Raw genomic sequence first — 12,388 nt, forward strand, 5'->3', positions numbered from 1 at the left:
ACCGGCTCAAACGTGCCGGCCACCGCACCTGGCCCCAACCCACCCTCGCCGGAGCACGAGCCGTCCGCATCCGCAGACCTCAACCCGCAAGGTCGCAAAGCAACAGCATTAGGCCTAGGTCGCCTACCCGCAGAGCCTGCACCGGAAAGCCGTTGACGGACGCGATCTGTCCGCCGCCACCCGTGGGGCGGGCCGACCAGGGCTGGTCGCAGGACCCTTCGCCACCGGATCCGCCACGTCACCGGGTCACCGGGCAACCGGCCCGGTCGGGTCGAACGGGTCGATCCGCCTTGCGAAGTCCCCGTGCTCGGCGACCGCCAGTCCCTGGCTGTACGGCACGCCCTGGCGCTCCAGTTGCGCCGCGACCGCCGGTGACGGCCCGGCGAACCGGAGCAGATCGACATCCGGGACCACCGCGGCCCTCGGGTCGCGCATGTCCTCGGCGGCTGCCTGCCGCAGGGTGCCGAGGCGGTGTTCGACATACGGCCAGTAGTCGGCCATCTTGGCGCCGCCCAGTACGTGGCAGTCGCCCAGCACGGCGAGCATCGCCAGGTTGCTGTAGTTGTCGAACACGGTCGCCTGTCGTACCGGGCAATCCACGAGTACGCCGTCAGGACCCGCCCGCCGCCCCTGCGCCCGGTCGGTGAGCAGACGGCACCAGGTGAGCAGCGGCTCGTCGGTCGCGGACGAGGGGGCGGCCGCCTGTTCTCGTACGAAGGAGACGAGCAGGGAGAGCGGCAGGTAGGTCACCGTCTGCCCCCACACCATGCCGGCCGCCCGTTCGATCACCGAGCCGAGCAGCATGTAGGAGACGGCCAGGTCCGCTCCCCACCGGGCGGCCCGGGACGCGTCGAGATCGGCCGGGCCCGATTCCTCCGGCATGACGTCCATCGGCGGCCGGCTCGCGACGGTCACGTGCTTGCGCTTCTTGTTCCGGGAGAACTGACGGTGGCAGCGCATCTGCCCGTCCTCGCCGAGGTACCACCAGGCGTAGGGACGCCAGCCGAGGTCCGAAAAGTTGATGTGGGTGAGGACGACGCGTACGTGGTGGGCCGGGTTCGGGTCCTGTCGCTGGACGTGCCCCGCGTACCAGCAGACTCGTGTGCGCGGGTCGAAGACATTGGGACTGGCGTGCGGCAGCGACACCAGTACGGACTCGCTCGCCGCCCACCTGGCAAGCGTGGCGTCGTCAAGGCCCAGCAGGGCCAGAGCTTCGCCGGCTGCCTCGGCCGGAGCGTCCGCGCGTACCAGATCCAGACGCTTGCGCCGTACGTAGTCGATGAACGCCGTCTTAGTCCGCACCGACCAGTTCCTCCATCTCTCTGCTGCGTCGCACGCCCCACCAGCTCAAACCGGCCGCGCCCAGCACGACGGCGAGCGCGAACCAGGCGGCGGTGAGGCCGAGTGCTTCGACGAGCCAGCCGGCCACGAGCGCGCCACCGCACTTGGCGACCCCCGCGACAGCGTTGCGCACCACCGTGAACCGGCCCACCTCGTCCTCGGGAGGCGCCTGGTTGGTCAGCACCTGCATCACCATCACATGAGTGGTGACGACGGCGCTGAGTACGAGGAAGAGCATGACGACGACGGCCGGCCAGCGTATGGCGGCGATGCCGACGGCCAACGCGGCGCCGGCGGGAAAGGCGGTCCGCAGGACGAGGTCCGACGACAACCGCCCGCTGGCCAACGCCGTGCCCGCGAGGAATCCGCCGCTCATGCCGGCCACGCTGAGCACCGCGTAGAAGTCGCCGGACCCGGGCGACACCGTCTGCGCCAGCGGAACGGCAACGGTGGACAGGAAGGGGAGTGCGCCGCTGCTGGGGAACGAGTACAGAAGGATCGTGCGCAGGACCCGCGGACCGGCCGACGGGCTTCTCCCCCGCTCTTCCCGGCCCGGCCTCGCGGCCGGCCCGGTCTCCCGCGCCGTCGGCGGGGCCGCAGCCACCGGCATGCCATTGGCCTTGCGCGGAAACGACGGGGTGGCGCGCCGCACGGCCATGAGTCCGGCCAGGTAGAGAAGGGCCGTAAGGGCGAAGCACCAGCCGACCGCGCCGATCCCCAGCAGCACGCCTGCGGCCCCACCGCCGACTGCCCCGCCCGCCTGCGCCAACGAGGTGGAACGCTGACGCAGCCTCACGGCATCGGACGCCGCGTACCCTTGGCGGATGAACCGCCCCGCGTGCGCCTTGTTCATCGTCTTGACGAAGCTCAGGCTGCACTGCACGGCGGCGAACGCGCCCAGAGCCGGACCGGGAGGCGAGCCGGCCATCCATACCAGGGTGAGCAGCGACGATCCGGCGAACAGCACCCAGTTCGTCACGGACAGCCGGTGCGCCGCGTCCCCCGAGTCGGCCCTCTTGCGGACGATCAGCCCCAGCACGACACCCGGCAAGTACGCCGCGGCGTTCATCGCCCCGGTCACCACCGCGTTGTGGCTCAGGCGGTAGGAGGCCCACATGATGGCGACCGCCTGGAGGGTCTCGGCGACACTGCTGGTGCAGAAGAAGGCGAGCAGCCACCTGCCGCTGCGCACAGACCGAGGGAATACCTCTTGCTTCATTCGGCCGTGCCGATCCCCGCGGCCACCGGCCCGGCGCCGCTCGTGGCCGTGACGGCGGCACGCAGCCGGCTGACCCCCTCGGGGGTCAGTCCCTCGAAGCAGACGCGGTACTCGAAGTCGCAGGAGTTCGCCGGACCGGCACCACGGGCCCTGTTCCCCTCGCCGACGAGGACGACGCCGGGCAACCGGCCGGCCTGGGAGGCGGGCAGCGGCAGGCTGCCGTCAGGGTTGGGGCGGGCCCAGAGCATCCCGCTGATCTCCGCCGCCGGACGCATCGGCGCGAAACCGCTGTCCATGCCGAGCTGCGCGGCCACAAAAGCGCCCCAGATGTCCGCTCCGGTCGTCACGCGCAGCAGTTCCCCCCAGCCGGCACCGGCCGGACGCAGACCCACCTCGCCGAAGGTCAGGCGGGCACCGTCGTACAGGAACTCCACATGGAAGACACCGCCGCCGGCCCCGAGTTCCTCGACCACCCGGTGGGTGAGGCCGCTCAGCCGGGGCCGCAGCGGATCGGCGCGGCGCAGGAACGACGTGCCCCAGGTGCCGGCGGTCTGCAGCGCCGGCCGGTCGTACTCGGAGATCACCAGCCAGGAGACCCGTCCGTCGTGGAAGGCACCGTCGCAGTGGAATTCACGTTCGACCGCGACGGCCTCCTCGACCAGCCACAGGCCGTCCTGGCCCGCGAGCCAGGCACGCGCCTCGTCGACCGGCATCCGGCGCACGCCGCATGATGCCGAGGAGGCGATCGGCTTCACGACCACCTCGGTGACGTCGGTCCCCTCCTCCGGCCTGCCCGCAAGGAACCGTCCGGACAGCCAGGCACGAGGGGAAGGCACCACGGAGCCGAGCCTGCCGCGCATCCGCCACTTGTTCGTGACCAGCAGACTCTGCGTGTAGTCGAGTCCCGGCAGGCCGTACTGGCTGCGCAGGGATCCGGCGGCGAGCATGGTGCTTTCGCTCGTCGCCACCACCGCGCCGAACGGCCGGCGGGCCATCAGCTCGTCGGCGGCGCGCAGGAGGCCCGGGCCCGGCAGGCCGCCGTTGCGCTCCGCCCCGGCGGGGAGGCGGACGAAATCGTGGTTCTCCGAGAAGGTGTCCATGGCCCGGCGGGCCCATTCCTTGTCGCGCCCGAGCACGAGCACGCGGGTCCTGGATTGCGACACTTAGGCGCTCCGGTTGAAGTCGGCTATCGCACGCAGTTCGTGCATCAGTTCCTTGTGGGTCGCCGCCTTGACGATGGCATGTCCGCAACGGCCGTAGACGCCCTCCCGGCCGTTCTCCGGCGCGGGGTAGTCCAGCTCGACCAGCTCGAAGCGGTCGCGGAAGGAGTCCTCCGTCAGGTCCCGGTTCGGGCTGCGGACGAGGTAGATCCAGCCGAACAGGTCGGCGGGCTCGCTCGCCCGGCCGGGTACCTCGGGCGCCCGACCGAGGGCGACGTCGATCGCGGCCCCGTACAGATCGACTCCGTGTGTCATGCGCAGCACCTCGGGAATCAGGGCACCGGCCGGCCGCGCCCCCACCTCGCCCAGGACCAGTTCCCCGTCGGGTCTGACGAACGCCTCCAGGTGGAAGACGGTGTCGGGGGCGGCCAGCTGGAGCAGCACGTCGGAAGCGAATCGGGTCGCGCGGTCGGCCAGTTCGTTCTCGGCGGGGCCGAGCGGTGCGTCGGCGACCGCCTTCCCCCGGGTCCATCCCATCAGCGGGTCGAGGTAGCTCGACACCGCCGCCCAGACGAGGCGGCCTTCCCACCACACGCCGTCGACGTGGATCTCGCGTCCCTCGACGAACGATTCGGCCACCGTCCGGACGTCGGAGACGAAAGGATGGCGGCGCAGGTAGTCGTCGAGTTCGGCCTGGCTGTGGACGGCCTCCGTGGCCCGGGAGCCGAAACCGTCCGCCGGCTTGACCACGAAGGTCGCGCCCAGGCACTCCGCCAGTGCCGCGTAGTCGGGTTCGCACCCGGCCGTGGCAATGGCCGGGGACACAGCACGCTTCTGGATCCGTTTGTCGCGGAATCTCAGGCACCGCGCCGGGTCGGTGCCGCCGGGCAGCCGGAACACCGAGCACACTACGGTCGCCGCGAACATGGGGTGCTCATGGCCGGTGACGAGCGCGCTGATGTCACCGCCCGGATACTCCGTCACGGCACACAGGACCTCCTCGCCGTCGGCGAGGTCGGTGACCCTCGTACAGGACAGGCCGCTCAGCCCCGGCTTGAGCTTGTCTACGACGAAGTGCAGGTCCAGGTTCCGCCGCCGAGCCGCCTCGACGAACCCTGCTCGATACCCCAGACAGACAACAGTCACTCGTGTGCACCGATCTCTTTGACGTACAGGTGGTGGGCCGGGGGAAACGGTTGTGCCGGCCGGTACCCCAGGGAGGTAAAGAACGCGATGTTGGCGCCGAGGCTGTCGCGCAGGGCGATGACCATCCGGCATATTCCCAGGCCGAGGGCCCGTTCCTCGACGGCGGCGACCAGTTGCGTCCCTATGCCGCGCCGGCGCCAGGTGACGCTGACGGACAGGGCGTCCAGGGTGTGTCCCGCCGGATCCGGCATCTGGTGCACCACGCCCACGAGTTCCTCCTCCCTGTGGGCCATCAGCCAGGAGGAGGCGCAGGCGCGGACGGTCTCGGCGGACCATTTCAGAGCGGTCGGCGGAAACCTCGCCGTGAAAGGCCGGTAGATCTCTTGGACGAGGTGTGCCACGGACGTGGCGTCCGCGGCACGTGCATGCCGGATCCGGACGGTGATCATCGCGGTCGGAGCGCGTAGAACGCCTCGCTGACGTAGGCGAGCTCCACTCGTCCGCCAGCCTCGTGCAGCGCACACAGCTGACGCACCCGGTCGTAGAAGACCGGACCGACAGCGGCTACGGCCCGCTGGGCCTGCGTGGAGGAGGAACTCATGGCGACGAATTCCTCGACCGTCAGCGTCTGGTTCCAGTCGGCCGCCCGGCGCTCCACCTGTGTGAACACCCAGCCCAGTTCGGCGGCGATGTCGAAACTGCGGTAGGAACGGCTGTAGCCCGGCGAGAGCTCCTCCAGCAAGTCCTCGTACGCGGAGGCGAAACCGCCGGCCGCGTGGTTGCGGTTGTTCTGGACTACCAGGCACACCCCGGCGGGGCCCAGGCACCTCGCGACCTCGCGCACGTAAGCGGCCCGGTCCATCCACTGGTAGGACTGGGCGGCGACCACGAGATCGAGGGAGGCGGACGGGCACGAGGCGAGGTAGCCCTCGGCCGTTCCCTCATGCCATACGACCTGCGGGAACTTCCCACGTCCGACACGGATCATGTCCGTCGACACGTCGACCGCGTGCACCGTCGCGTCGGCGGGCAGGTGCGGCAGCAGCCCCTCCAGGACGATGCCGGTGCCCGATCCGGCGTCGAGGACCCTCGGCCGGCCGGTCTTCGGAAGGTACTCGCCGAGGTACTGGAACAGTTCGGCAGGGTAGCGCGGCCGAGCCTGATCGTAGTTGTTGGCCAGTCCGTCGAACTTGGCTTCCGATGTGGACAAGTGGCTTACTCTCCGGAAACTCGGGTCTTCACACGGGACAGGAGTCCGCCCTGGCTGATCATCTCCAGGAGGAGGGGCGGCGGTTGCGCAAAGGTGGAGAGCGTCGTGCCCTCGCACCGAATCTCCCCACGTTCGAGATCGAGGGAGATGGTCATCCCCTCGACCAGGCGGGCGGTGTCGGTCTCGATGGCCGGCAGGGCCAGGTTCCAGCAGTTGCGGAAGAGGATGCGCCCGAAGCGAGGGGCGATCACCAGGCCGACCCCGTTGGCCAGGAGCGTCGATACGGCCTGTTCCCGGGAGCTGCCGATGCCGAAGACGGAGTCGCTGATGATCGCGTCCCCCGGCTCGACGGTGTCGACGAACCCGGGAAGGTGCGCCTCGAACAGGTGCGGTGCGAGCAGCTCCGGGTCGGTGTGCATGTGCTTGTATCGGGCGGGGATGATGTCGTCGGTCGAGACCATACCCGCGACCCGGCGTACCCGGTGTGTCGATGTGTGCGTCACGGCAGGTCCTCCACGCGGGGAATCACACCGGACAACGCGGTCGCGGCGGCCACGACGGGTGAGGACAGGTAGATGTCGGCCTCCGGATTGCCCATCCGTCCGCGAAAGTTGCGGTTCATGGTGGACAGCACGTTCTCGCCCCGGGCGGGCAGCGGGCCCTGGGTGCCCACGCAGGCGCCGCAGCCGGCCGGCGTGACCACGGCACCCGCGGTCATCAGGGTCTCGATGTAGCCAGCGCGCAGGGCGTCCCGGTACACGGCGTTCGAGCCCGGGGTGACGACGAACTGAACGCCGGGGCGCACCCGATGCCCCCGCACGACCGCGGCCGCCTCGGCGATGTCCTCCAGCCGGCTGTTGGTGCAGCTGCCCACGAAGACGTACGAGATCACGGTGCCCGCAGCCTCGTCGAGGGGCACGGTCCGGGCCGGGAGGTACGGGAGCGCCACCGTCGGCTGCAGACCGCTGATGTCGAAGTCGACCCGGGCCGGTCCCGCCGCCGCCCCGGTGGGGATCGTCCCCTGCTCGTCGGGGACCAACACGCACTTCGCGCCGAGTTCAACGCCTAGGCTGGCCAGGCTGGCGGACGCGTCGCCGGAAAGCGCACGCGCCCACTCACCGGTGAACTCCACCGACCGGTACAGGAAGGGTTCTTGGCCCTTGTCCCGTAACAGGGTGAGGAGCACATCCCGCGGCCGGGTGGCCCGGGCCGGGGTGCCGGTGAACCTGACCTCGACGGTCTCGGGGACCCGCAGCCAGGTGGTTCCCGTCACCATCGCGGCGACGATGTCCGAGGCGCCCATGCCGAGCCCCAGCGCCCCGAAGGCGCCGCCCACGCAGGTGTGCGAGTCGGAGCCCAGGACCAGTGCGCCCGGGGAGAACCAGCCGACCTCGGCGGCGAGCACATGGCTGATTCCCTGGCCGCGTGCGCGTACGTCCACCCCGAGACGCGCCGCGAACCTGTCCGCCTCCTTCATCCGGTCGGCCATGTCGACGTCGGCCACGAGAACGGAGTGGTCGAAGGCGAAGCTCACCCGTTCCGGGTCGAAGACCTTCGTGAAGCCGTGCTGCTCGTACAGCCTGGCGATGGTGGGCGCGTTGCCGTCCTGCACGTACACCCGGTCGGGGCGGACGGTGACCAGCCGGCCCGGTGCGACCGGGCCCTCGTCGCCGATCAGGTGGCCGGCGATGATCTGTTCGGCCAGCGGGGTGCCGTCTTGGAGTTCGCCTGACATCCCGGTCCTCAGCGCTGCGCGGCGCGGGCCTTGCCGGCCATCTCGCGCAGACGGTGCGCGGGGACGGTCCCACCGGTGGCGATGGCCTCGGCCCGCACTTCCCGCAGCAGGTCGTCCAGCACGTCCGCCTCCAGGCCGGCACCGTCCTCGCCGAGTGCGTGGGCGATCACACCGCGTCCGGAGTGCTTGCCCACGAGCAGCTTGCGTTCGCCGCCGACCCGGTCCGGGGGGAAGGGCTCGAACGTCGAGGTGTCCCGGAGCATGCCGGTGGTGTGGATGCCGGACTCGTGCGCGAAGACGTTGGGCCCCACGATCGGCTGCCACGGTGAGGAGGGGAAGCCGCAGGCCTGGGAGACCAGGCGGGACAGTGCGGTGAGCCGGCCGGTGTCGATACCGAGGTCGACGTCGTACCACTGGAGCAGGCTCATCACCACCTGGGCGAGGTCGGCCATGTCGGCCCGTTCGCCGATGCCGTTGACCGTCACGTGGAAGTACCGCACCCCGGCCTCGATCGCGGCCAGCGTGTTGGCCACCGCCATTCCGAAGTCGTTGTGGCAGTGAGCCTGGAGGTCGATGTCGCAGACGCCCGTGATGGCGCGGACCCGTTCGGCTTACTGGCTGGGTGACAGGATGCCGATGGTGTCGGACAGACGCAGCTGGTCCGCTCCCGCCTCGGCGACGGCGACGGCGTACTCCTTGAGGAACCCGATCTCGGTCCGCCCTATGTCCTCCGCACTGATGCTGACGAAGCAGCCCTGGTCCTTGGCCATCTTGACCATGTCCTGCGCGGTGGCCAGCAGCCACGCGCGGTCCTTGCGCACCGAGTTCTTCAGGTGATTGTCGGAGGTGGGCAGACCGATGTGCACCGCCCGGAAGCCCAGGTCGATGGTCTTCTGCACGTCACTGCGCACACCGCGGTTCCAGCCGATGAGGGTGACCTCGTCGCGGCGCTCAAGCATTTCCTTGAGCGCCTTGACCTCCTCGCCGCCCATCGTCGGAATGCCGGGTTCGATCCAGCGCACGCCGGCGTCGACGAGGGCGTTGAAGATCTTGACCTTCTTCTCCGCGGACAGGGCCACCCCGGGAGTCTGCTCGCCGTCGCGCAGGGTGGTGTCCTCAAGGATCAGGTCATCGCGCATGATGGTCTTCCCTTTCAGGAGTGGTGAAGTTCTCGGTCGCGTGGCTGGTTCCCGGGGCGCCGCAGCCCCAGTTTGTCGCGCAGTGTCCCCGGCCGGTACCGGCGTTTGAAGGCCCCTCTACGCTGGAGCCGGGGAAGAACGTTCTCGGAGAAGTCGATGAGGCTTTTCGGAAGCAGCGGCGGCATGATGTTGAATCCGTCGGCGGCGCCGTGCTCGAACCACCGGATGATTTCTTCCGTGACCGTGTCATAGCTGCCGATGAGGGTCATGTGGCCACGGGAGGTGGTCATTCTCTCGTACAGCCGGCGTATGTTCAGGCCGTCCTCATAGGCGAGTTTTTCTATGAGCGCGCGGCGGCTTGTGTTCGCATTGCTGGGTGGCAGCTGCGGCAGCGGCCCTTCGATGTCACACCCGGACAGGTCGAATCCGCCGACGAGATCCGACAGCATGCTCAGGCCGAACTCCGGCCGGATGAGCGACTGCAACTCCTCGACCTTCTCCTGGGCCTCTCTCCCGGTCTTGCCCGCGTACACGGTGAGGCCGGGAAGAATGATGATGCCCGGGTTCAGCCTCGGGTAACGGGACGCACGCCGGTCGAGGTCCTTCGCGAACGCGACGGCGGATTCCAGGTCCGTCTGGGCCGTGAAGACCATCTCGGCGGTCCGCGCGGCCAGTTCGCGGCCGGTCTCGGACGATCCGGCCTGGACGATGACCGGGTGGCCCTGTGGTGGCCGCGAGACGTTGAGTTCCGCGTCCAGCGAGAAGACGCGGCCGTGATGACGTAGCCGGTGCCGTTTGGCGGGGTCGTAGAACCGGCCGTTGGCCTTGTCGGCGGGGAACGCGTCGTCCTCCCAGGTGTCCCAGAGCCCGCGGACGATGTCGATGAACTCGTCCGCCCGCTGGTAACGCTCGGCGTGCGCGGGGTGGGCCGGCATCCCGAAGTTCGCGGCTGCCGCGAGCTTCGACGTGGTCACCAGGTTCCAGGCGGCGCGCCCCCGCGAGATGATGTCGAGGCTGGCGTGCTCGCGGGCGAGGTTGTAAGGCTCCTTGTACGTGGTCGAGGACGTCGCCACCAGGCCTATGTGCCGGCTGACCATGGCCAGCGCGCTCATCAGCGTGAGCGGTTCGAAGAAGGTCACCCGTCCGCCGAAGCCAGCTCGATCGTCGTTGAACACGGCCGGGGCGTCGGACAGGAACAGCGTGTCGAACAGGTGGTGCTCGGCGAGTCGGGTCACCTCGACGTAGTGGTCGAGATTGCGCGTGGCCGTGGTGTCGCTTGCGGGGTGCCGCCAGGAGGGCGGCGTGGTGACCGGTGCCGTACGACACATAGGCACCCATGACCAGCTGTTTCCTGCGCTGTGCGGGCATCGTCGGCTCCTTCGGTCAGTCGCGCGGGGCACGCACGATGGGTCTCTTGTCGTCGGGCATCGAAAGGAGCTTCGAGGTCTCGATGCACACCTCCCCGGCTTCCAGGGCCCGGCCGTGGTCGAGGATGCGGTGGCTGACCTCCTCCATCGCCCTGGTCGCCGCGCGGAGCATCTGGTTGGCGTAGATGATCAGGCTGAAGCCCGCGGCGTGCAGTTCGTCCTCGGTCACGGAAGGGTAGGCCGTGGGGATCGCCACCAGGGGGGTGCCGGGGTGCCGTCTGCGCAGCTCGCGGGCGAGGTTGAGCACGGGTGCCTCGTCCGAGATGCGACTGTGCAGCACCAGACCGTCCGCACCGGCCGCCACGTAGGCGCCGGCACGGTCCAGGATCTCCTGTCTCGGCAGGCCGGTGATGAGCCCTTCCAGCCGCGCGATGATCATAAAATCGGTGGAGGACTGCGCGGCCTTTCCGCGGGAGATCTTCTCGTAGAACTCGTCGACCGGGGCCATCGTGTGCAGTCCGTCGCCCGGCAGCAGGGAGTTTCGCTTCGCTCCGCACTTGTCCTCGATGACCACGGCCGAGACGCCACGACGTTCCATCGCTTTTACCATGTGCTCGAAGTGAAGCGTCTGTCCTCCGGTGTCTCCGTCCATGACCAGGGGCAGCGTGCTTACGGAGAAGATCTGGTCGATCCAGGACAACCGCAGTTCCATGTTGAGCAGTTCGACGTCCGGGAGACCACGCAGTGCCGAGTCGGTCAGCGAACTCGACCAGAAGCCGTGAAACTCCCTTTTGTCCGGCCCTATTCCCTGGGCATGTTCCGCGATGACGGCAGCCAGCGGACTGTGCACCTCGACGATGCGCACGAGCTTTTCTCGGGCAAGCGACTCCCGAAGCGTCGCCAAACGGGTCTCGTTGCCTATGGTGGAAATACTGAATCTTCCCCCTGTCGACGAATGTTCTTCACCCATGACCGGAAACAAAAACTGACAAATTGGAGGAGCGGCACGTCATCCGGCGGCCGGCCGACTCGATATCACCGGCAGCCGGCGGACCGCCCCTGAAGCCGAAACCGTCCTGACCTTCCGGCCCTTGTCAGCAAGGGATGCTTCACGCAGTACTGGATCTTCCACGCCCACACAGAATGCGAACTCCTCCGTCCCCGCCCCGGCCGGCACAACTACGAACTCCTGGCCTGACCGGCGAGCTCATTCCAGAAGAGCCGCACCCCAAGACATTCCTGCGGTCCCCCGCCAAGCAGCCGAGGTGCGGTGCGCCACCGAACGCCCCGGTGAACTGATCACGGCGTGAGTCTGCTGTGCGTGGCAACTACATGCAACGAACTTCACGGCCGGGCTCATCGATCCAGACTTTATTGGGGCGTGACACATCAAGTAGCTTACCTTGAATTTTCAGAATTCTATTCGATCTTGAGCTGGTGTCAAGAGTTCTGCATCCAGATCCGGTGTGAGTGTGTTTGCGTAGAGTTCCGACACCGTTTTCCGAACGGGGGAGGCTGGTCGAAAGGCAGCCGAACGTAGTGAGTGACTGGGGAAGGCCGCCGATGCGGACCCTGCCAGCGCTCCTTATCCAAGGTCAAATGGCTGACGTGGATGCCCCCGGCGACCGCATGGGCAGTGTGTGAAAGCGGCCGTGTCCGCGGCCTTGCGCGATGTAGTGACCACATCGTTGGCTCAAGCTTGTCCCGCAAAAGGGTGTGAGCTGGGGCTTTGCCTCACGGTACGGTCGCCGGGTGGAGTCGAAGAGGTTGGGCGAGTGCCCCTTGCGCGGGGCCGGAGTGCGTCCTGAGTACCTGGTCGGGCGGCGTCTTGAGCAGGTGGTCGTTTCGTGGCACCTGCACGGCGCGGAGGCTGCGTCCGGCCGGTTGGACATGTGGCTGATCGACAGCGAGAAGATCGCCACGCATGTCACTACCGGTTCGGACTGGTGCCTGATCGAGGAGGCGTCGGCTCCCTCCTAGAGGTTGTCCCGTAAATGATCTGAGGCATGCAGGCTGACCTGCTTGTTTGCCTGTCATCCGGTGAGGGTGAGGTTGTGCAGGCGGGCGATGC

12 protein-coding genes and 1 pseudogene are annotated in these 12,388 nt (G+C 68.5%); 1 reads left to right on the top strand and 12 read right to left on the bottom strand.

Going from position 1 to position 12,388, the window contains the following annotated elements; translation table 11 throughout:
- Positions 1–246 precede the first annotated feature (246 nt).
- The 12 genes and pseudogenes from ACZ4QV_RS41920 to ACZ4QV_RS41975 form a co-directional block, all read right to left on the bottom strand.
- A complete protein-coding gene (locus ACZ4QV_RS41920) occupies positions 247–1,302 on the bottom strand; it encodes a hypothetical protein (protein WP_467764505.1) in 1,056 nt (351 codons plus the stop codon).
- Entirely contained in the window at positions 1,292–2,533 is a 1,242-nt protein-coding gene (locus tag ACZ4QV_RS41925) for an MFS transporter (RefSeq protein WP_467764506.1), read from the bottom strand. Before ACZ4QV_RS41925 ends, ACZ4QV_RS41920 begins: the two co-directional genes overlap by 11 nt.
- A 23-nt stretch (positions 2,534–2,556) precedes the next feature.
- Positions 2,557–3,723: an ATP-grasp domain-containing protein gene (locus ACZ4QV_RS41930; RefSeq protein WP_467764507.1), complete on the bottom strand. Its 1,167-nt coding sequence runs from the start codon at positions 3,721–3,723 to the stop codon at positions 2,557–2,559.
- Entirely contained in the window at positions 3,724–4,866 is a 1,143-nt protein-coding gene (locus ACZ4QV_RS41935) for an ATP-grasp domain-containing protein (protein ID WP_467764508.1), read from the bottom strand.
- A complete protein-coding gene (locus ACZ4QV_RS41940) occupies positions 4,863–5,267 on the bottom strand; it encodes a GNAT family N-acetyltransferase (protein ID WP_467764509.1) in 405 nt (134 codons plus the stop codon). Before ACZ4QV_RS41940 ends, ACZ4QV_RS41935 begins: the two co-directional genes overlap by 4 nt.
- Before the next feature lie 44 nt (positions 5,268–5,311).
- Complete coding sequence (locus tag ACZ4QV_RS41945) at positions 5,312–6,076, bottom strand: class I SAM-dependent methyltransferase (protein WP_467764510.1); 765 nt, start codon at positions 6,074–6,076, stop codon at positions 5,312–5,314.
- A 5-nt stretch (positions 6,077–6,081) separates the two neighbouring features.
- The gene (locus ACZ4QV_RS41950) at positions 6,082–6,579 is read right to left on the bottom strand and encodes a LeuD/DmdB family oxidoreductase small subunit (RefSeq protein ID WP_467764511.1); all 498 of its coding nucleotides are present in this window, start codon (positions 6,577–6,579) and stop codon (positions 6,082–6,084) included.
- On the bottom strand, positions 6,576–7,811 hold the full coding sequence (locus ACZ4QV_RS41955) for a 3-isopropylmalate dehydratase large subunit (RefSeq protein WP_467764512.1): 1,236 nt from the start codon (positions 7,809–7,811) through the stop codon (positions 6,576–6,578). The genes ACZ4QV_RS41950 and ACZ4QV_RS41955 overlap by 4 nt, the downstream gene beginning before the upstream one ends.
- Before the next feature lie 8 nt (positions 7,812–7,819).
- A complete protein-coding gene (locus ACZ4QV_RS41960) occupies positions 7,820–8,122 on the bottom strand; it encodes a homocitrate synthase/isopropylmalate synthase family protein (RefSeq protein WP_467764516.1) in 303 nt (100 codons plus the stop codon).
- Positions 8,123–8,176: 54 nt separating this feature from the next.
- A pseudogene (locus ACZ4QV_RS41965) lies at positions 8,177–8,950 on the bottom strand (beta/alpha barrel domain-containing protein); the annotation flags it as partial.
- Positions 8,951–8,964: 14 nt separating this feature from the next.
- A complete protein-coding gene (locus ACZ4QV_RS41970; RefSeq protein ID WP_467764513.1) occupies positions 8,965–10,278 on the bottom strand; it encodes an LLM class flavin-dependent oxidoreductase in 1,314 nt (437 codons plus the stop codon).
- Between the two features lie 55 nt (positions 10,279–10,333).
- Positions 10,334–11,287, bottom strand: coding sequence for an isocitrate lyase/phosphoenolpyruvate mutase family protein (locus ACZ4QV_RS41975; RefSeq protein WP_467764514.1), 954 nt, complete (start codon positions 11,285–11,287; stop codon positions 10,334–10,336).
- A 782-nt stretch (positions 11,288–12,069) separates the two neighbouring features.
- On the opposite strand from ACZ4QV_RS41975, the gene ACZ4QV_RS41980 reads away from it, so the two are divergent.
- A complete protein-coding gene (locus ACZ4QV_RS41980; RefSeq protein WP_467764515.1) occupies positions 12,070–12,297 on the top strand; it encodes a hypothetical protein in 228 nt (75 codons plus the stop codon).
- Positions 12,298–12,388 lie beyond the last annotated feature (91 nt).

This window comes from Streptomyces sp. NPDC026394 (assembly GCF_055567735.1).

Excerpts from the sequence above, each read along its gene's own strand:
- ACZ4QV_RS41975 (WP_467764514.1), bottom strand. The coding sequence starts at position 11,287 with ATGGGTGAAGAACATTCGTCGACAGGGGGAAGATTCAGTATTTCCACC.
- ACZ4QV_RS41970 (WP_467764513.1), bottom strand. The coding sequence starts at position 10,278 with ATGTGTCGTACGGCACCGGTCACCACGCCGCCCTCCTGGCGGCACCCC.
- ACZ4QV_RS41955 (WP_467764512.1), bottom strand. The coding sequence starts at position 7,811 with ATGTCAGGCGAACTCCAAGACGGCACCCCGCTGGCCGAACAGATCATC.